The organism is Polyangiaceae bacterium (genome assembly GCA_016715885.1).
Taxonomy (GTDB): Bacteria; Myxococcota_A; Polyangia; order Polyangiales; family Polyangiaceae; genus Polyangium.
In genome coordinates this window covers 457,210-476,826 of sequence record JADJXL010000016.1, presented here as the reverse complement: position 1 = coordinate 476,826, position 19,617 = coordinate 457,210, and the positions used below count along the sequence as shown (strand labels likewise).

Annotated in this window: 15 protein-coding genes; 8 read left to right on the top strand and 7 right to left on the bottom strand. The window is 58.5% G+C overall.

Translation table 11 applies throughout. From position 1 onward, the window contains the following. Positions 1-23: 23 nt before the first annotated feature. The 3 genes from IPM54_19425 to IPM54_19415 form a co-directional block, all read right to left on the bottom strand. Positions 24-311 carry a hypothetical protein gene (locus tag IPM54_19425; GenBank protein ID MBK9261962.1) on the bottom strand — a complete coding sequence of 96 codons (288 nt, stop codon included), beginning with the start codon at positions 309-311 and terminating at the stop codon, positions 24-26. A gap of 156 nt (positions 312-467) precedes the next feature. Next, positions 468-1,145: a hypothetical protein gene (locus tag IPM54_19420; GenBank protein ID MBK9261961.1), complete on the bottom strand. Its 678-nt coding sequence runs from the start codon at positions 1,143-1,145 to the stop codon at positions 468-470. A gap of 28 nt (positions 1,146-1,173) precedes the next feature. After that, positions 1,174-2,238, bottom strand: coding sequence for a hypothetical protein (locus IPM54_19415; protein ID MBK9261960.1), 1,065 nt, complete (start codon positions 2,236-2,238; stop codon positions 1,174-1,176). 705 nt (positions 2,239-2,943) lie between these two features. Between IPM54_19415 and IPM54_19410 the strand changes: the two genes are divergently transcribed. The 5 genes from IPM54_19410 (at position 2,944) to IPM54_19390 (ending at position 8,785) form a co-directional block, all read left to right on the top strand. Then, entirely contained in the window at positions 2,944-3,327 is a 384-nt protein-coding gene (locus tag IPM54_19410; GenBank protein ID MBK9261959.1) for a hypothetical protein, read from the top strand. Positions 3,328-3,391: 64 nt separating this feature from the next. Beyond that, positions 3,392-3,685, top strand: a complete 294-nt coding sequence (locus tag IPM54_19405; protein MBK9261958.1) for a hypothetical protein — start codon at positions 3,392-3,394, stop codon at positions 3,683-3,685. A gap of 156 nt (positions 3,686-3,841) precedes the next feature. Continuing rightward, complete coding sequence (gene tssI / locus IPM54_19400) at positions 3,842-6,157, top strand: type VI secretion system tip protein VgrG (protein MBK9261957.1); 2,316 nt, start codon at positions 3,842-3,844, stop codon at positions 6,155-6,157. Further along, positions 6,154-6,756: a hypothetical protein gene (locus tag IPM54_19395; GenBank protein MBK9261956.1), complete on the top strand. Its 603-nt coding sequence runs from the start codon at positions 6,154-6,156 to the stop codon at positions 6,754-6,756. Before tssI ends, IPM54_19395 begins: the two co-directional genes overlap by 4 nt. A 16-nt stretch (positions 6,757-6,772) precedes the next feature. Continuing rightward, positions 6,773-8,785, top strand: coding sequence for a tail fiber domain-containing protein (locus IPM54_19390; GenBank protein MBK9261955.1), 2,013 nt, complete (start codon positions 6,773-6,775; stop codon positions 8,783-8,785). An 8-nt stretch (positions 8,786-8,793) separates the two neighbouring features. Here the strand turns inward: IPM54_19390 and IPM54_19385 are convergent, their stop codons facing one another. Beyond that, positions 8,794-11,268 (bottom strand): DUF2169 domain-containing protein, encoded by a 2,475-nt coding sequence (locus tag IPM54_19385; GenBank protein ID MBK9261954.1) that lies wholly within the window; start codon positions 11,266-11,268, stop codon positions 8,794-8,796. 494 nt (positions 11,269-11,762) lie between these two features. Between IPM54_19385 and IPM54_19380 the strand changes: the two genes are divergently transcribed. The 3 genes from IPM54_19380 (at position 11,763) to IPM54_19370 (ending at position 15,955) form a co-directional block, all read left to right on the top strand. Then, entirely contained in the window at positions 11,763-13,109 is a 1,347-nt protein-coding gene (locus tag IPM54_19380) for a hypothetical protein (GenBank protein MBK9261953.1), read from the top strand. Between the two features lie 99 nt (positions 13,110-13,208). Beyond that, a complete protein-coding gene (locus tag IPM54_19375; protein ID MBK9261952.1) occupies positions 13,209-14,936 on the top strand; it encodes a protein kinase in 1,728 nt (575 codons plus the stop codon). A 17-nt stretch (positions 14,937-14,953) separates the two neighbouring features. After that, positions 14,954-15,955, top strand: a complete 1,002-nt coding sequence (locus tag IPM54_19370) for a hypothetical protein (GenBank protein ID MBK9261951.1) — start codon at positions 14,954-14,956, stop codon at positions 15,953-15,955. Here the strand turns inward: IPM54_19370 and IPM54_19365 are convergent. The 3 genes from IPM54_19365 to IPM54_19355 all read right to left on the bottom strand — a co-directional run bounded on the left by IPM54_19365 (position 15,940) and on the right by IPM54_19355 (position 19,605). Beyond that, complete coding sequence (locus tag IPM54_19365; GenBank protein ID MBK9261950.1) at positions 15,940-17,022, bottom strand: glycosyltransferase; 1,083 nt, start codon at positions 17,020-17,022, stop codon at positions 15,940-15,942. The genes IPM54_19370 and IPM54_19365 overlap by 16 nt on opposite strands. Before the next feature lie 281 nt (positions 17,023-17,303). Further along, positions 17,304-18,224, bottom strand: a complete 921-nt coding sequence (locus IPM54_19360) for a hypothetical protein (protein MBK9261949.1) — start codon at positions 18,222-18,224, stop codon at positions 17,304-17,306. Positions 18,225-18,303: 79 nt separating this feature from the next. Continuing rightward, positions 18,304-19,605 (bottom strand): copper oxidase, encoded by a 1,302-nt coding sequence (locus tag IPM54_19355; GenBank protein MBK9261948.1) that lies wholly within the window; start codon positions 19,603-19,605, stop codon positions 18,304-18,306. Between the last annotated feature and the right edge of the window lie 12 nt (positions 19,606-19,617).

The following is a 19,617-nucleotide window of genomic DNA, read 5'->3' as shown; positions in this document are numbered from 1 at the left end:
CCCCGCCAAGCATTGTAGAGTTTCTACTTCATGCGCATCGCGTGCACGTGCACGGGACTGCGTTCGAGCGCGCATCCAGGCACATTCTTGCTGCACTTCGCCTTGATGCTCGGAATCACGTCCGCCGGACGCACCTTTTGCCATTCCTCCCAAGCGACGGATACTTCCTTTTCCGCAGCGCCGAGCGCCCCGAGCGACAAAGCCTGAATGCGCAGCAAATCGTGATCACGAGGTTGCATGACGAGCCCTCGACGTACGGCTTCGAGCGCCCCGCGTGGATCTCCCGCACTCGCCCGCGCTGTTGCAAACATGACCCAAGATGCGTCGTCGGACGGCGCGCGACCGGTCGCATCACCCAGCAAAGGCGCAGCTTGTTCTGAAGCGCCAAACCTGCGACAAGGCTTCGCCGCGCAAATACGCGATGGCCGGATGATCCGGCACGAGCTTGGAGAGGCCATCGACCCACTTCAATGCTTCATCCACGCGCCCCTGACGACCGGCAAGCATCGCCAAGGCGCCCATGACGACGGCTTTCGGCCGCGGATCGGTCGTACCTTCGAGCGCCTCGAGCGCCGCCAAAAGCTCGGCCCCGCTTCGTCCCGACGCTCTTGCAATGCGCCAACCATTCCAAGGCCGTGATCGTACAGCCTACGCCACATGGGCTTTTTCGGCATTGCCGACGCAATCGGGGGCACGCCCGTACCAATCCATGATTCCGCTTCGGAAACCGTGGTGATCGGTTGGGGCACGCAAGCATCGAGCTTCACGCCGTTTTGCTGAAATGCCTGGCCTCGGGCATTACGCGTGGCTTCGCACGAGACTCGCTGCACGGGCAAATTGCGCGTCCGATGCCGCAACCTCGCAACGACGCGCAATGGGAAAACCACATTGACAGGAACGTCGAGCGCATATTCGACGACCTGCGCCGAACGCGGGGGCATCGTGTGATTGAAAACGGGCGCCCGGAATTGCTCGGTTTCCCGTTCGAGACGCGGTTTGCCGTCCTCGCCGAGCTGCAACGCACGCAATCGGTGAGCCGTGGGATCGTCACCCGTGCGTTCATGCTCGAGCCCCGCCTCGGCAATGAGCGCACCTTTCGCGTCGCGCACTTCCACTTCGATCCACGTATCCTGCGCGTCCATCACGCCGCCCGGAAAACGATGTCCGACGCGTTCATTTCCGCAATGCCACGTCGATGACGATGTGCTCGCCGGGTTTGACCGGTGCACCATCGGCGGGTAGCGATCGCCGTCCGCCCTCGCCAATCACGGCTGCGATATCGATGGACGCGGCACCTTCCAACATCGCCTTTGCGAGCGCCAAATTCTTTTCGTCGCCGCGCATTGCCGCGAGCCATGTGTGTGCTCCGACAAACCTATGCGAAGCAATCGTACCATTTTTCGCAGCGGGATCATTTCGCTCGGCGCGTTCACGTGGCATGTGACAGCCGCGACAATCCTGCATTGGCACTTCTTCGTCGAGAAAATGCACCCTGGAGCCCGCATAGGCCGATTGTTGCCAAGGCGTCACGTCGTCTTGGCCAATCAAGAAGTGGGCATTGCCCGTTCCTTCATGGAGAAACGCTCGATGGCACGATACGCAAAGCGCGTTCGTCCGAAGAACGCTCGATGCAGCACCTTTCTTGTGCACCGCAATGCTATTGGGATCGCCTTGTACGGGAACCGGAATCGGCTCGGCAGAGAGCTCGTAGCTGCCATTGCCGTCGACGCGCGTGGATACGATTCCGTGACACGTTTTGCATCCGATACCCGCATGGGCGCGGACGTCGTCGGGCTCGATGGGAGCGTCCATGGCGCCGTCGACGAGGAGTGCGATATCGTGACAACCGCCGCAAAAACGGCTCGTTTTTTCGCCCGCGTCGGCTCGGAAATCGATCAATGGATCCGCGATAAATGGGGTTGTTGAACGACGCGAGGGCATGGGCGCTCGACTGATAACCCGCCGCGACGTCGGAATGGCATCCTTCGCATTCGCCGCCGTCACCGAGGCTTTTCCGTTCACTTTGCCGCGCGTCGTCGTCTCGGATGGAGCAAACGCGACGCTCCAAACGGGTGTCGTCGCTTCGAGTGGCTCATTGGATCGCGCGTCGTCTCTGGGCGTGGGGACTTGTGCGGGAACGTCGGTTGCTTCCGTGGACGGCCCGCGAGCACACGCAGCCGCAGCGAAAATCGACGCGAAGAGCAGTAGCGGAAGTCGAGCGGATCGAACGGGGCGCATCGGGATACGGGTATCACGCTTCGTGGGTGAACGGCAAGGGCGCTTGATGCGACCCGCGACAATTTGTGTCACACGCCCAGCTACAAACGAGCACCTCGACAAACGACCGAATGCGGTGTTAACGTGTCTCGAAGAGGCGATACTGCATGCTGTGCTGGTGCCCGCGATGCACGTACTATCATTGCATCCGCGTGCGCACTTCAAGCGCCATCCAACGGACTGTTGCCAACCAACATAGACACTCGCCATGAAGTTTCGTTTCCATGTCTTAGGGCTGCCGCATACAGCGACAAACCGCGACTACAATGCGTGCGCGTACACCCAGAAAAACCTCAAGTTCATCCAGATGATGGGGGCGCGTGGACATACGTGCATTCATTACGGGAACGAAGGCTCCGCCGTACCATGTGAACACGTTGAGATTTTCCGCGAAGAAGAACGGGCAGGCTGGTTCGGTGCTCACGACAAGTCGCGGCTCTACGACGTCGACTGGGATCCAAGGATGCCGTATTGGCAGGTATTCAGGGAGAGAGTGATACCGGAGCTTGGAGGGCGTATGCGGCGGGGTGACTTCATCTTGACCCTTGCCGGGAACTGCCATCAATCGATTGGCAATGCGTTTCCAGGAAGCTATTCGGGTACGCCGATTGGACCGATGATGGTGGAGTACGGCATCGGATACTACGGACGTTTTCACGCTATCGCGTGTTCGAGTCACACGCGCACCGCGAGTGGTGGCATGGCCGCCACGACGACACCAATGAGGACAATGACGATGCCGTCGTGCCAAACTACTTCGATCGTCGTGACTCGCCTCCATCGTGCGTCGAGTGGGACAAGCGCGACGAACTGCATTCGAACCTCCCGCAGTCCACGCGCTCCAAGCTTCAGACCGCGTTGGCCCATCCCTACTACTTATTCGTCGGGCGCCTCATTCCATCCAAAGGCTGGAACGTTGCGGTCGACGTCACTGCCGCGATCAATGCACGCCTTGTTCTCGTTGGTCAAGGCGACCCAGGAGGGCTCCCGCCACATGTTCATCACTACGGCCATGCGTCCATCGAGGAACGTGGCACGCTGATGGCTTGAAACCGCAACGTTTGTCCCGACGCACTATCGTGAACCTTTCGGTGGTGTCGCAGTCGAGACGCAGTTGTCTGGTGCACCAGCGATCACGACGGACCACGGTGCATTCGTCGAGACAGTCGAAGCGTCGTGGCGTTGTGCCTCGCATCGCGAGTTCATCGATGCGGCTGAGCGCGCACGACATCTGTCGCCGGAAGCGCGTCTTGCGATCCGCGAGCGGGCACTCGCACGCTATTCGTTCGAAGCCGTAGCTCCGCTGTACGAGCGGTATTTCACGCGCCTGTATGCTCGATGGGGTCGAGGTTGGTACGAAACGCGTGACGTTGATGTGCTCGCGCCACCGCCCGAGGATTCGTTTTGAGTTGTAGCTCGTTGGCGTCGCCCCAGCGATCAACCGGTCGATGTCAATACGCAATATGTATGACGTCGAAAGGCAAGAAAAGCGGCAACTGCGAGTATCAAGGTAGCCACGATCTGAAAGCTACTGGTTTTTCATGGCGCATTCGCAGTAGGATGGATGCATGGCCGTCCTCGACCTCTGGTTTGCCTCCGGCGAGAACTCCTTTCCGTTCGTCACTTCAAGACCATCGAGCACATCTTCGATCTGTTTGAGGTCATAGTTGTTGCTTTGTCCTCCAACGAAGACGTCGACTTCGATGCGATCGTCGGCAAGCCCGCTGCGCTCTACGTCGCATCCGGTACGCTTCACCTCGCGCGCGAGGGACGTCGGCTTGCGGGTCTGTGTTCACACATCGAACAAATCGCGACCGAGACGACGGGCCTATCGACGTATCGCATCCGAATCGTGCCTACGCTGTGGCAACTTACGCAACGCAAGAACCACCGCACGTTCCAGCATCTTTCGATCCCGGAGATCATCGATCAACTTCTTGGCGAATGGCGCATCGATCACACGTGGATCGTCGATCGCAGCATCCATCCAAAGCTCGAGCTGCGCGTGCAATACGGCGAGACTGACTACGACTTCTTCCGCCGTATGCTCGAGGAAGCGGGCATCGGCTTCTACTTTCGCGATGCGGACGACGACACTGCGGGAAAGCTCGTGCTTCACGAACGCCCTGATCGCGGCGACCTACGTCAAGGGTGCCCCCTGCGCTACGTCGACAACCCCAACGACGCGGCCGAGCACGAGTACGTAACGGAGCTGCATCTCGCGCAGGAGGTTCGAACGGGTCGCGTCACGATTCGTGATCATGACTTCCGCAGGCGCATGGAGCACAAGCTTCAAGGGCAGTCCACCGTACCTGCACCCGAACATCTGCTCGAGCATCACGTGTACGCACCGGGGGCATTTCTCGTCGAGGGCGGCAAGGGTGGGGATACGCCCGCGGCAGACGACAAGGGTGTTGCACGACATGCTGACGATGCGGGGGCACACCTGGCGGAGCGACGGCTCGAAGGGTTACGTATCTCGCGGCGAATCGTTTCATTCCGCACGAACGTGCTCGATCTACATCCTGGCGTGATCTTTTCGACGAAGGGACACTCTCGCTCGGATCTTGGGCCGCAACGACGCTTGCTTGTGACTGAGCTGTCGATGGAGGGGACTTCCACAAGCGAATGGACCATGCGCGGTAAGGCATTTTTTGCAGACGCGGCGTATCGACCTCCGCAAGTAACGCCGAAGCCGAAAATACAAGGTGTGGAGAGTGCCGTCGTCGTAGGTCCCAAGGGCGAAGAGATCCACACGGACGAGTTCGCGCGTGTTCGCGTTCAGTTTCATTGGGACCGTTACGCCGACTTCAGCGACAAGAGCTCGTGCTGGGTACGTGTGAGCCAAAGCTGGGCAGGCACAGGCTTTGGGATGATTGCGATTCCTCGCGTAGGCCAGGAGGTGCTCGTGGCGTTTTTGGGCGGGAATCCAGACCACCCGGTGATCGTGGGTCGGCTCTACAACGCGACGTCGCCCGTTCCGTACAAGCTCCCGGAGAACAAGAGTGTGAGCGGTTGGAAGAGCGCATCGACGCCTGGCGCAAACGGCTACAACGAGATCAAGTTCGAGGATGCGCGAGGGCGCGAAGTGCTGTCGATCCAGGCCGAAAGAAACCTCGAAAAGATTGTCAAGATTGACGAACGCGAGCTCACGGGCAAGACGCGCATCATCGAAGTCGGCGAACGTCTCGAGTTGACCACGGGCAAAGCGACGATCGTTCTCGACGGGGAAAACATCTCACTTGAAGCACAGGGGGATGTGATCATCAAGGGGGACAAACGCATCGTCACGCATGGCGGTCCGCTGACGGAGATGAACCCGTCGGTGCCGAAGAACAAGAAGGGCAAGGTCGAACCGCCCAAGCAATTTCCACCGATTCCGCACGTTCCGGGGGAGATCGCGGTGGAGGAGTACGCGGTTGGTATCGCCATGCGGGGGTATCCAGCGTTTCGCGAGCGGGTGCGGGCGGCGCTGGATCGATTGAAAGCGACGCGTACGGGGCGCGCGGTGATGAAGAAGATAGCGAAGAGCGGCGAGGTTGCCGTCATCATCGAGACGAAGTTGAAAAATACGATTACGTACCCGATGGATCCCCCAAATGCATCGTGGCAAGCGGCCGGCGTGGCAGGGCGTGGATCGAGCTCGATGATTGCGCACAATCCGGCCTTCGCACCCAAGGGACAAACGCCCGACGTCGTGCTTGGCCACGCGCTCGTCAATGCGTGGTACAACGCTGTCGGCCAACGCGAGGTGGGTACGACGGGGGGCGTGAGCAATCAATTGTTGAAGGCCCTTGGTTTGGCGCCGTATTCGAGATTGCGGCCGAGCGCGAACAGGCTGCGTAAGAACTTGGGTTTGCCGCTGCAGGACAGCGTGTGATTGCAACGAGCGAGGGCGGCACGGTGGACGACGGACAAGTTCGTCTCGAGACGGCGATAGGCAAGATGGATCGGGCGTCGATGGAGGTCCGTTACCGCGTGACGAACGGCCTGGAATGGCCGATTTTGCTACTAACGCCATTGCCACAATTCGACGAGGACACGCTTCGGGGGGTGCCTGGACGGGTCTACACTTACGTCGATCCAGAAGGCATTTTGCACATTACCAAACGTCTTTGGCTCATGCCCGACGATATCGATGTGGTCGTGCCCGAAGTGCCTTTTGCCACGGAAGTTCTTCCGCGCAAAGCGTTCAGTGAACGTTTCACGCTATCGTTGCCGGTCAAGTTGGAGCTTCCGTACTTGCTCGAGCCGGAGGAGTTCGACAAACCGCGTGAGGAGCTGTTTGGCGTGGCTTCGGGTGTGGTATTTTCGGTGGGGTACTTGAGCGAGGAGCATGGGCCGCTTCGGTTTGGACCGGCGGATCCCGACAGCGGTGCGAGTTTGACGGTACGATATGGTGTGGCCGCAGAGAACCAGCGAATTCTCGAAGGCGGACTCTTGCGAATCGGTGTGCCAGTGAAGGATTTGGCACGGTAGTCGAAGGAGTTGAGACATGGCGCTAGCAACGTACTACCCATTCTTTTTCAACTACACCGCACCCGGCGGCATTGTCAACCTAACACAAGGCGCCATTACGGAGGATCCGGCGATCTTGGATCGTGCGAAATGGGCGTTGGGAGTATCCTTCGATCCCGACGGCGTTGGCATGACGTATGCGCCATCGGTCACAGTAGGCCAGTCTTTGGGTGTTGGATTCGACCTTAACGAAGACGTCGGGTTGCTCAATCCTATCAATCATCCTAGCAATGCGGACCGAAAGCTTTTCGTTCTCGGTACCGGTAAAATCATGCGGCACCCGGATACGAGCAAGCAACCGATTGCGCTGCCGGATCTCGTGGTGGGTGCTGACAACCCCAATTTGCCTCCCGTGTACAAGCTCGGGCACCCCTATAGTTTACGCGTCAACGGACAAACCAGCGTAGTCACATTGGATGTCGAAGACAGTGCGTTGATACCACTCGGAAAAATCGAGACTGCATTAGTTACGACCAAGCTTGCAGTCCAAGGTACTGGCGCTGGAGGTACGCCCAAGCTAATCGAAGCGATCGTGGCAGATGAACATGTCACAGTTCACAGCGATTTGACGGTGAATAAAAACGTCAAGCTTCTGGGCAGACTTGATATTGATTACGTGGCGAAGTCGACAACCACCGGGATTTTTTTCAAAGACGTCAACAATGCCGGTGGCTCCGGGGTCAATCATATTCATCAATACAACCCGTTCAAACCAGGACCGACAGGCGCCACGGGTGCCACAGGAGCAACGGGGGCTACCGGCGCTACGGGGCAGACGGGGGCCACGGGCGCTACGGGGCAAACGGGGGCCACGGGCGCTACGGGGCAAACGGGGGCCACGGGCGCTACCGGGCAAACGGGGGCCACGGGCGCTACCGGGCAAACGGGGGCCACGGGCGCTACCGGGCAAACGGGGGCCACGGGCGCTACGGGGTCGAGAGGAGCAACAGGTGCGACGGGACCGCGTCGGCCGTGGTGGTTTCCACCTTGGTGGCTCTGGCACCACCATCACCATGGCCATCATCATCACCACCATCATCATGGCCATCACCACCACCATCACCATGGCCATCACCATCATCATGGCCATCATCACCACCATCACCATGGCCATCACCACCATCACCATGGCCATTACCATCACCCGTGGCGGCCCCGGTTATGGCCACCACTATCACCGCCCAACGAAAACCCCACGTCTAGCATTACATCGATCACTGGCGGCTTTTTTGGCCATTCCGCAACGCCCAATCCTACATTCACTGGGCCCGGCAAATACATTGCCATTGGTCAGGGGCCTGCCAGCGCATACGGTGGACGTTATGGCGTCACCATTCAAAATGGTAACCACTTCTGCGCATTGCGCGTGGTCACTGGCTCGCCTGGGGATGCCATTCTTTCTTGGGGAAACCGGCGGCTGCGCTTCAGGTACGAAGGGTCGTCATGGCCGGCCAACATTCAGGGAACCTGGACCAAGACCAGAAGCCGCGACGTCGTCGTCGTCCATCCCGACCAAATGATCGTATTTGGCGGCGTCACGTCAAACTCGTATTATTATCGATCCGACGCACGTTTCAAGGAAGCCGTCGAACCGATACGTGGCGCACTCGACAAAGTCCTGCACATGCAAGGCGTGAGCTTCCGCCTGAAGGACATGGATCTTCGCACAGACGTCGACGACGACCCTGAAGACGGCGATGTCGGGCTACCCATGGGACCCCTCGAGGGCAATGCCGCAGCCGCAACATCATCGGCCGACCGGCGCCTGGGGCTCGTCGCGCAGGAAGTCGAAAAGGTTTGTCCTGAGGCCGTCGCCACCGATGACGACGGATACAAATCACTGGACGTCACACAGCTCAATGCCGTTCTCGTCGAGGCCGTCAAGGATCAGCAAAAAATCATCGAAACGCAACAGGCACAGCTCGAAACGCAACAAACAAGGCTCGAGAGATTGGAAAGAGCGCTCGCGAAGCTGGGTATCGAGCTCTGAGTCTTCCGTCACCGGCGTGGCGTACCGCCGAGGATACGGCCGAGCGCGACTACGCGTAAGGCGCTCGGATGCGTTTCGTATTGATCCAACTGCGCTCTCACTTCGGCAATCATCCGAACGTTGAACCGCTGATACATCGGCAGTTCGCGCGCCAACGAGTAGGGAATGTAGGTGGGGGCTCGCGTAGATACGTTCTGCGAGCCGAGAAGCGCGCGAATCCAGGGTTGGCCCAAGAGCACACGCTTTTGGTAATGCCGCTGTTCAAGCAGAATGCGCTCGGTATGGGTCTCGAGATACCCGGCAGGAAGCAGTCGATTGCCGGTGCCGAACGCTTCCTTGACTTGATTCGTAAGCCGTTCGGTCACACTGCCGGCCGCCTGCAACCACGGCGTCCGCATGAGCTCGGTGACAGCGTCGATCGTTTCCTTGAGTTTCTTGTCGCCGGCCGCGAGCGGTGTGACGGCGGCAACGGTCGCTTTGAGCGTCTCGACTTCGTCAAAAGGAAACGACAGTTCGCCTCGAAGAAGAAGCAAGGGCGGTTGAAAGATCCCTCGTTCGTCGACCGCTTCGGCGAGTGCCATGTTCAACACTTCAATGCCCGACGCGTCGCCAAGCGTCAGGATGGCATTGATGTCCTCACGATCCTTGGGATCCGGCTGTCCCGGCGAAGGCGGCGCAGGCGGTTGCTTCTTATCGGTTTTCTTGATGCCATTGAGCTTGTCGCGCTCCTGCAGAATCGTGCGCATGGTTGCATCCTTGCGGATCGCCACTACGAATGCCGGATCGAACCACAAGACCTCCACGGGCGTTCGCCCGCGAAGCGGCGATATCGGAGAATCGGTAACCACTCCGCCAAACCAGGGGTCCGCTGCGGCATTCGATGCTGCAGTCGCGCTCGACGGAGCCATTCCCGGCACGGCGCCACTATTACTCAATGCGGCGACCGACCCCAGTTGTGGCGGTGCGCTCGGTGCGCTGTCTGCTGGATCGAACATCGCGACGCTTGCCACGAGCGGAGGTGCTGGTGCGTCGGCGATCCCTACGGGGCCAGGGGAAGACGCCGCTGCAGCAAGAACCGCTGCTTGCCCCACCGTGACCGCGGGTGCCGCGGCGATAGCGGCCGGTGGAACGACCGGTTGTGCTGCGACAATCGGTTCTACGGGACGAACCACGGGGGGGTTTTCTTGGCCAAACGGCAGCGGTGCCGCACGAGGTAGCCCCAGGGGCGCGAACATCGTTCCGCCCGCGTCATCTCGTTCGAGATCCACAGGTCCCATTGGCGGCAGCCACGCATCGAGCGCCGGAACTTCTTCGGGTGGTGCAGCCAGAAACGGCATCGTTCTTGTTGAACGATCCATGGGTAGCATCGTCATTTCAACCGATCTGTCGTCCGCAATCGATGTCGCGGAACCGCCACTGGTTGCTCGTCCGACATGCCCCATGACTGCGGGCGTTTCGCCGCTTTCCGAATCGAGAACGTACGTGCCTTCGACGTAACCCGTTGCCGTTGGCTGCGCTGCTTGCGCCAGAGCTTGTACCGTCGTGATGGTTACCCGCCCCGGCATGTCGGGGTTGTCGAGACGGATCTGACCCCGCCACGTCAACGTTGCGATGCCCCTATCCGTATCAATCCACAAAGTGTCCGCCGTCATCGACAATTCCTCGGCCGTGCTGGAACGCTCGACGCTGACTCGTGGCATCACGCCGGCGAGTGATGTCGCGAGTTGCGCATGCTGACCGTGTAAGTTTTCGAGAATGATTCTTTCGTGCGGATGGAGTCGATCGACTTGTTGGTCGAAAGGTGCGGAATTAAAAAAACGTGGATCGATTCCCTCGGGCATGGAACGCCGATTCCAGTCGCTCGGCAGTGATGGTGCGTGGGATGGTAAACGGCTCGCACGCGCATGCCACGAGGGAGCAATGGGGCCGTAACCAATGGGTGGAATACGCCCACTGACGGCAGTATCACTCAGGTCCGCGGGTTGAAGGTTGGGCAACGAGACGGTGCCTCCCTTGTCGCGCCGTGGTTCCACGCGAATGCCGACGGGGTTGTCGAGGCCGGCAGCCGCACGCTCATACCGCAATGGTACCTTGACAAACGGTGCCCCTTCATGCACCGTCCCGTCGGGCGTGATCGTACGGTCCGTCCAAACCTCGATACGCTTGTCGATCCCCCCAACGTGGAGCCGCGTTATCAGTGATCGCATGGGGGTCTGGCGCGGCGCGAACGCGTACCCAACCAGCAGCACGTCGGCGCGCGGTTTGAATGGCACCATGTCCGACGGTGCGTAGAGGCTCCGTGTATCGTCGTCGTTCCAGTGGTTGTCGTACTCGTTGGGAGGTTCTTGCCGCTCCGCAAGCGGTGAGACCCCGGGAACGAGCTGGTAGGTGGCCTTGGCGACGATGGTGAGCACATGCAGTCCCGCGCGTGGCATCCACAGAAGTGACGCGGTTTGGATGGGCCCGTAGGTGAGGATTTCCACGAGGAAAACTTGTACCAGAACGCTGGTCGGGTGGAAACGATTCGTTCGCCAGGGTCCGAAGAAAGTTGGCCTTTCACTCCATGATGTGATGTAGTAGGCTGCGGCTCCTGCTCTTGGATGGGCGGCCGGAGGCCATCGAAATGCGTGTTCGTCCTGGTACAGCAGTGATCATAGGTGGGCTGCTGGGGTCCGTCGCGGTGACGCTCCTTGGCTGCGGCAAGCTGATCGGGTGGGTTGAGCTGACGGATGATGGCCTTGATGTGGGCGCAGGCGGCGGGTCTACGAATGCGAGCAGCAGCGGTGGTGGAGAATCATCGTCCTCGAGTGGCATGGGTTCAGGAGCCGGCGGTACGGGCACGGGGGGCGGCGGCGTAGGCGGTGTGGGGGGCGGTGGAACATCAACGACCAGCTCGAGCTCGTCGAGTAGCTCGAGTAGTGGTGTACCACCGTGTTTCGATTGTCTCGAGCCTACGTGGCTTCAATCGCTCAATGGCATGGGCGATGAAGTTGTGAATGATATCGCAGTTGATAGTAAAGGAAACGTTGTCTTCGTTGGTAGCATCAATAGTTCGTCGAATTTCGCCGATAATTGCCCCGCATTGATGACCGGATCATGTCCGCTAAATACACTCGGTGGAATGGACGTGTTCGTCGTGAAAGTCGATCCTTCTGGTATACCGCTCTGGACGATCGTGGCCGGAGACCCAAATCCAACTCAAGAGGCACGATCTGTAGCCTTTGGCCCAAATGACGCGGTATTCATTGCCGGGAATTATGACGGCAAAATTGCGTTTCCTGGCGGCACGATACTGGAAAACCCGACGTTGACGACATCGAACATATTCGTCGCCAAATACAATGCCGACGGGACACACGGATGGAGCAAGGGCTTTGGAGACGAGTTTAAGCAAGTTGTTGGCGGGATTGCAGTTGATTCAACTGGCGACGTTGTCGTGACCGGCTATTTTACCAACTCCATCGACTTTGGCTGTCTAGACGGCATGATGATGCCGAACCTGCTGACCAGCACCGGTAGCAATGATATCTTTGTGGTCAAATTTCGCGGCACGGATGGTTCGTGCGTATGGAACCGGTCATTCGGCGATCCTAAGGATCAACGTGCTGCGGCTGTTGATATCGACAAGAACAATGATGCAATCTATTTCACTGGACGCTGTGCCGGCGTATTCCCGGTGAATTCAATGATGCCAACCCTGGACTGCGGCCAATCCGGCATGGATGTCATCGTTGGCAAACTAGATTCAATGGGCGAACCTATTTGGGGGATTCGATTCGGCGACACCGCCGATCAAGAAGGAACGAGCATTGCAGTTGCGCCGGACGGCAAAATTGCCGTGACCGGCCGTTTCTTCGGCACGCTGGACTTTGGTGGGGGAATGTCGGCGACGGCGCCGGGCGTCTTCGAGGATGCGTTTGTCGTTCAGCTCGATTCCACGGGCCTTGCAACGTGGGCGCGCTGGTTCAGTAGCACAGGGAAACAGGCGGGCACCAGCGTTGCGATTGGTGACAATGGTCAGGTTTTCGTTGCCGGTGAGATGACGGGATCCGTTCAATTTGGACTGAAACTTCTCTCCGCGACAGGAACGGATGCGTTTGTCCTTGCATATGATTCCTTAGGAAATACCATATGCGGAAACAACTATGGTGATACCGACGCGCAGAGTGGCGTAGCCATAGCGTCAATTAATACAAACGAAATTGTCGCAGGCCTCAACTATCAGGGCACTGTGGACCTCGACTACACCGCACAGTGCCTTGCGCCTGCGCCCAGTGCCACCTTCCAAGATGCGCTCGTCGGGAAATTCACATTGAAACCATGAACGATGCGTCGTTCAATTCGTTATCATTGATTAAAATCGAAATAATCCCTGCGCTATCGATGGACACCTAGCCTAACATTTCGTTGTGTTGTAGCCGCCATGAACCAATCCCAGCCTCCCGAACTCAAGGTCGGTAACATCATTGCCGGAAAGTACCGCGTCGAGCGCATTCTTGGTCAGGGCGCAATGGGCATGGTCGTCGCCGCAATGCACATCGATCTCCACGAGCGTCGTGCCATCAAATTCATGCTCCCGACCGCACTCGGAGACAATGACGGCGTCGAACGTTTTCTACGCGAAGCGCGCGCGTGCGCCAAGCTGAAAAGCAAACACGTCGCCGCGGTCTACGACGTCGGTCGGCTCGAAACCGGCGCGCCGTATATCGTCATGGAATACCTCGAGGGCACGGATCTCAAGGACGTCCTTCAAGTGCAGCGCGTCCTTCCCGTCCCACAAGCGGTCGATTACATGCTCCAAGCGCTCGAAGCTGTCGGCGAAGCACATCAGGCCGGTATCGTTCACCGCGATCTGAAACCCGCCAATATGTACCTTGCATCGGGTGTGGGTGGCGTGCCCTGTATCAAGATCCTCGACTTCGGTATCGCAAAATTGGCTCCGTCTCCAGCTTTCGGTCCGGAAATTCAAGAAATGACGACGACTGCCATGATCATGGGGTCGCCGCTTTACATGTCTCCAGAACAAATGCGCTCCAGTCGGCACGTGGACGCTCGAAGCGACATCTGGGCACTCGGCGTCGTACTGTTCCGAATGGTCACGGGAACAACTCCCTTTCACGCACCCACGCCGCCCGAGCTATTTGCAATGGTATTGAAGGACGCTGCGCCTCGACCATCGTCGTTGAATCCTCAGATTCCGCCCGGGTTCGAAGCGATCATCCTGAAATGCCTCGACAAGGATCCGAATCAACGGTGGAGCAGCGCCGCCGAATTAGCAGACGCGCTTCGTCCTTACTCCACACAAAACGTTGCGGCGACATCGAAAATGCAGCCCGCCGAGGTGGCGACACAAATATGGCGACCGCCTTCACCCTCCATACCGGATGGCAGCAGTAACACGGGCACAGTGCACGCAGGCGCTTCTGCATCGACGCGTAACTCAGCGAATGAACGCTTGTCCGCCAGCGGCAGCGTGCATGGTCAAACCACACCGCCAACGTCGGAAGGTGGAACCATTGCATTGTCTTCACAGCCCGGATCTCCAACGCCGTACCCATTGTCACAAACAGGCTCGAATCCAGCAATGTCACTTTCCTGGACAGATAGCCGGTCACATTCGAACGGTGCGCCCTTGCCAATGGGAGGAACGCACGTCATCGGCTCAAAGGGGGCCCTTGCAGCGACAAGCGAATCTGGTCTGTCTGGCCAAACGAGTCGATCGTGGTCACCGAACAGCACACCCATTGCGCCTCCACAGAACAAATCTCATGTCATCGCGATCAGCGTTGCTTTGGGGGGCCTGTTCTTTTTTGCAGGGATTGCATTGCTCCTGTTCATGCGCAATGGCGAATCGTCACAACCGACGTCGCATAGCACCGCAATGCCCACAGTGACAGCGTCGGTCCCGCCAGCCAACCCCGTCGTCACGCCGCTCGAGCCGTCATCGCCTCCACCCCTGGTCGAAGCACCGCTACAAGCGCCAGTAGCAAGTGCCAGTTCAAAACCGCTCGTGTCCACGGCACGCCCTTTAACCACCTCACCGATCAAAGCCCCAGCGCAACCGAGTACAACTGCAAACAAGCCTCCGCCGACGCCTCCCCCAGACGACAACCCATTCGCGAACGCCAGTCGTAGACCTCGCAAACCATAGATCGGAGCGTACGTTCAATGCGCAAGACCGTCATGCTCGTGCTCATCAGCACACTCGTCACCGCCGCGCCTGACGTGTATGCGCAAGCGACGCCAACAGACGTGGCCATGGCCAAAGATTTCTTCGAGCAAGGCATGGAGGCCATGCGTGCCAAAGACTATGCCAAGGCTTGCCCCCTGCTCGCCGACAGCGATCATCTCGATCCCTTGCCCTCCACCAAGGGCAATCTCGCCGTCTGTTATGAGCACCTTGGGCGCATTGCGAGCGCGTGGAAGCTGTTCGAAGCCGTCGCCGCGGCCTATCAGGACCAAGGTGACGAAAAACTCGCGAATTTCGCTCAAGAGCACGCCAACGACCTCCGACCGCGGCTTCCTCGAATCAAAATCGTCCTGCCACCCGGCAGTGCCGCTAGCGGGCTCAAGATCGAGCGCGATGGCGAAACCGTCGAAGAGATGTACTTGGGTAAGGAAGTTCCGGTCGATCCAGGAGCCCACACGATCAAAGCCTCGGCAGTCGGCAAGAAAACGTGGGAAACATCGGAATCGGTTGCTGAGCGTGCAGTTATCGTCGTCACGATTCCCGTACTCGAAGATCTACCCAAGTCGGACCAAACGCCTTCATTGCCGTCAGATAAGGTGATCCAGCCACAAGCCCCAAACTGGGGCCTTCGCGGTACAGCAATTGGGCTGGGCGTGGTCGGGCTAGCGGGCGTTGTCATTGGATCCATTACGGGTGCAAGTGCCATGGCGAAATGGGATCCTGACATCGTGAAAAATCAGTGCATTGACACCAAGACGAACAAATGCGACGACGACGCAATTGCACTGAGTCAAGAAGTCGGCACGTTGTCGTCGACATCAACGGCCACACTCATCGGAGGTGGCGTGAGCCTTGCTGCTGCTGGAGTTTTTTGGTACTTGTCGAGGCCGGCACCTCAAAAACCTGCATCAACGGGCGTCATCGTTTTGCCATCGGTAGCGCCGGGGCATCTTTCAGCACTCGTTCACGTCCAATTCTGACGCGGCTTCGCGCGGGAACCCGAATCCTCCGCCATCGCCCTTGCGCGAAGCCTGTTCGCTTCAGCCAATGCTCGCTCCGGTACGTCGCTCCTCGCGCGTACGATATCGCATGCCGTAATGGCCTGCTCATAAAGACCCAGTTCAACACAACAATACGCATACTCGAGCGGCATACCGTACGTATACATCCATCGATGGACGAACAGCACGTCATTGGACGGATACGGTTGGCTGAGCGCCGGATGCGCAAACACGATGGCCGTGTGAAACTCCCTCCGGCGTCGAAGTCGATGCACAATATGATACACCGGTTCGAGACGCGATGGCCGATATTCCCACGCCCGCACGTAGGCTTGAAATCCGGTGCCCCAGTCGTTGTGCCGGTCCACGAGCACGGCGATCTGATAAAGTGAATAGAATATTTCTTCCTCCCAACCGCCCCCCATGCTCACCCGTTTCTCGTAATACTCGAGCGCTTCATCGACACGACCCAGATCCCGCAGCGTTTGTGCAAGATAAAAAACCGTTCGAGAATTTTTCGAATCCTTTGCAAACGACGCCATCAGCATCTCGAGGTATCGTTGCGGTTTGCCACTCGACACACCGCAATCGCCATGATGCGTAACGGTCAATGTGTCGAGGAGCTCGAATCGCTCGTCAGCGGCTGTTTCCACGTACTCGTGCACGGCGCCGACGTACCTGTACGTTCGCCGCCCGCTAAGAATCAAACGCTGCCGATAATCCAAATCGCCAGTGAAGCGTATGAGGTACGAATCCAAGGACAGTGCGCGCTTGAACCCTTTCCCATACGACGCGGTCATGTCGCCGTCGAGGACGAGAATATAATCGGCCTTGTTTCTCGCCAGGGTAATTGCCTCCGTTCGGTTGGTCCCGAAATCCACCCAGGGGCGCCTATGCAACTCGCCTGGAACACCTTCGAGCGCTTTATGAATACGTTCTGGCGTATCATCGGTGGACCCGGTGTCACAGATGACCCAATAGTCGATGACTTCTCGGATGGAGGCAAGACATCGTTCAATGACTGCGGATTCGTTTTTGACGATCATGCAAAGGCAAATCGACTTTTCCGCATTGGATCTTGTTCGAGATGAATTGTGTTCGTGTGTGTCGATCATGTTATTAATGAGCTTGGCGCAAACGGAACATTCCACACGATGCCCCTCCCAAACGTAAGCGGTACGGGGCGCCGCCGTGACATCTGCGACCGTTATCACGATTCCGGGGGGTTGTCCACAACATTGGCAACGTCGCGCAGCGCGCGTCCCACGCGCGCGGAGCGAGGGTACAAATTCTGGCCCGGATTCAAACCGTATTTGGCAGCGAAAGGCTAAAAACAAGCCTTCCCCAACTTGGGGTACCGGTAGACTCCAGCGAAACACATCTCGGCCTTGGAGCTGTCGCCCCAATGGATCGTCTCCGATGTCGGATTTTTGTAGGTGCATTCGACGCGAAGCTGCTCTCCGGCGGCAACGGTGAGGGGCTCGATGGCATAGTTGACCTGTTCCCCAAAGCTGAAGGCACCGTCGTGCAATACCTTGCTGCCCGAAGCTCCGTCGTGGGTAATCTTCATGTTCGTCCCATATTGATGCATGTGGGGCCATAACGTGAATATCGTGGACGTCTCAGGAAAAACGCATGCATCTTCGATGGTTTGGGTGCCATTCGGAGGCACATTGACGTTCGTCGGGCCAGTCAAAATCATTTCCGCCTCGTACTTCACTTCGGCTGCGGAGACGGTTTTCACGAGCACCCCCGATACACCGTTCAAAGTGCTCGAATTGCTGTTGAAGAGATGCAAATTCAAGAGTAGCTGCGTGCCCGCGGGAATTTTGACGGCAACACCTTCGGGCATGACGAGATCGTCGGTATTGATCCCCGACGCGTGGACCATGTTCGACCCAAGGAGCGGTCCACATGCCTCTTCACCGTCGGGGCCTCCACCGTCTTTCCAAAGCAGCAGCGTATGATGCGTGCCTGGCGGCGCCTCCGCACGAAATGCCGTGATGTAAACATCGTCCTCGAGCGTCTTGCGCGTACACCAATACCCTTCGGTCCCCGGCGTCAATTGCCAGGTTCCGTCGACGAGCGTGGTCCAATCGTCGCTTACGCTGCCGCCGCTGGAGCTCGAAAACGAGCCCGAAGACGAGCCCGAAGACGCACCTTCGATGACGACGGTGCCGCCACAGCCGAAAAGCGCAAAAACGCCAAGAATGATCGCTGCATGAGTGGTTCGTTGAAGTGACGTCATGGTGAGAAGGATACACGAAATTGCGCGCAAAGTCCGCAACTCCTTACAACCGCCCCTGACAGCCAACTCAACCTCCCCCTCAGAATTTCACATCCGGATCCACTCCATCCGCTTGCATCATCGCCGCGTCGGCCTTGTCGGCAACCGAGCCTTTGGGATGCGAATACCAGCCTGATCCGTCTTCACTCTCCGGATTGTCCCGCACTTTCAAAATGGTGAACATGCCGCCCATGTCGATGCTCGAAAAGGGCCCTTTGCCGCCGACCATGGGAATCGAATTCTTCGGCGCTGGCATTTTCATTTCGGCCATGTCCCCCATGCCCGTATGTCCCATCGTCATGTAACCGGGGACCAATTGCTGCACGCGTGCATCGATTTTCGCCGCATTGGCACCGACGATCACGCCCATCCCGTGCCCCATTTGATTCATGATGTGGTGTGTCATGTGGCAATGCATCGCCCAATCGCCGGATTCGGTCGGGACAAACTCGATCACGCGCACGCTCCCCGTCGGCACGAGCACCGTCGTCTCGGGAACCCGCGCCGATACGGGAATGTCACCACCGTCCGTCCCAACGACCTCGAAGGACAAACCATGCAAATGAATCGGGTGGTGGTCCATCGCCGAAAGGTTGCCGAGCCGAATACGCACGCGTTCGCCTTTGCCCACGACGAGCGGTTCAGTTCCGGGAAACGCCTTGGCGTTGAACGTCAACACGTTGAAATCTTTCATTTCATTCGGATCGGGCCGGCGCATGCCCGCTCGAATGGCCCATTCGTGCGTGATGAGCGCAAAATCGCGATCGACGCGAGGTCCTTTTGGTTTTTTCGGATGAACCACGATCATGCCCACCATCCCGAGCGCCATTTGCGTCATCTCGTCGAAATGCGGGTGGTACATGAACGTTCCGGGTTTGTCGAACGTGAACTCGTACATGTGCGTCTCACGCGGCATGATCGGACGTTGCGTGAGTCCCGCGACGCCATCCATGCCATTGGGCAGAATGATACCGTGCCAATGCACCGTCGTGGGCTCCGGCAATCGGTTCGTCACGTAAAACCTCGCCCGATCGCCCTCGACGACTTCGATCGTCGGACCATGCACGCGCCCATTGTATCCCCAGCAGGCGCCTTCGAGCCCCGGGGCGAACGTGTGATCGACGGGCATCGCCACGAGGTGGCCAATCTTGAGCCCGTCCTTTTCCTTCATCGGCAGCGTCGCGCCGTTTGGCGTGACAACCCTCACCTGCCCTCCAGGAAACGGCCCTGGTTTCGCCGGCAATGGCCGCGCCTGCGAAGGCAACGCTTGACCTGCAGCACGGGCCGCGACGAGCGTTCCGGAAATGGCGGCACCGAGTTTGACGAAATCGCGACGATCCATTGAACTCACCTT

Bases quoted from the DNA above. Each gene is read 5' to 3' on its own strand.
- IPM54_19390 (MBK9261955.1), top strand. From the start codon at position 6,773: ATGGCGCTAGCAACGTACTACCCATTCTTTTTCAACTACACCGCACCC.
- tssI (MBK9261957.1), top strand. From the start codon at position 3,842: ATGCATGGCCGTCCTCGACCTCTGGTTTGCCTCCGGCGAGAACTCCTT.
- IPM54_19375 (MBK9261952.1), top strand. From the start codon at position 13,209: ATGAACCAATCCCAGCCTCCCGAACTCAAGGTCGGTAACATCATTGCC.
- IPM54_19380 (MBK9261953.1), top strand. From the start codon at position 11,763: ATGGGCGATGAAGTTGTGAATGATATCGCAGTTGATAGTAAAGGAAAC.
- IPM54_19425 (MBK9261962.1), bottom strand. From the start codon at position 311: ATGTTTGCAACAGCGCGGGCGAGTGCGGGAGATCCACGCGGGGCGCTC.
- IPM54_19360 (MBK9261949.1), bottom strand. From the start codon at position 18,224: ATGACGTCACTTCAACGAACCACTCATGCAGCGATCATTCTTGGCGTT.
- IPM54_19355 (MBK9261948.1), bottom strand. From the start codon at position 19,605: ATGGATCGTCGCGATTTCGTCAAACTCGGTGCCGCCATTTCCGGAACG.
- IPM54_19415 (MBK9261960.1), bottom strand. From the start codon at position 2,238: ATGCGCCCCGTTCGATCCGCTCGACTTCCGCTACTGCTCTTCGCGTCG.
- IPM54_19370 (MBK9261951.1), top strand. From the start codon at position 14,954: ATGCGCAAGACCGTCATGCTCGTGCTCATCAGCACACTCGTCACCGCC.
- IPM54_19365 (MBK9261950.1), bottom strand. From the start codon at position 17,022: ATGATCGTCAAAAACGAATCCGCAGTCATTGAACGATGTCTTGCCTCC.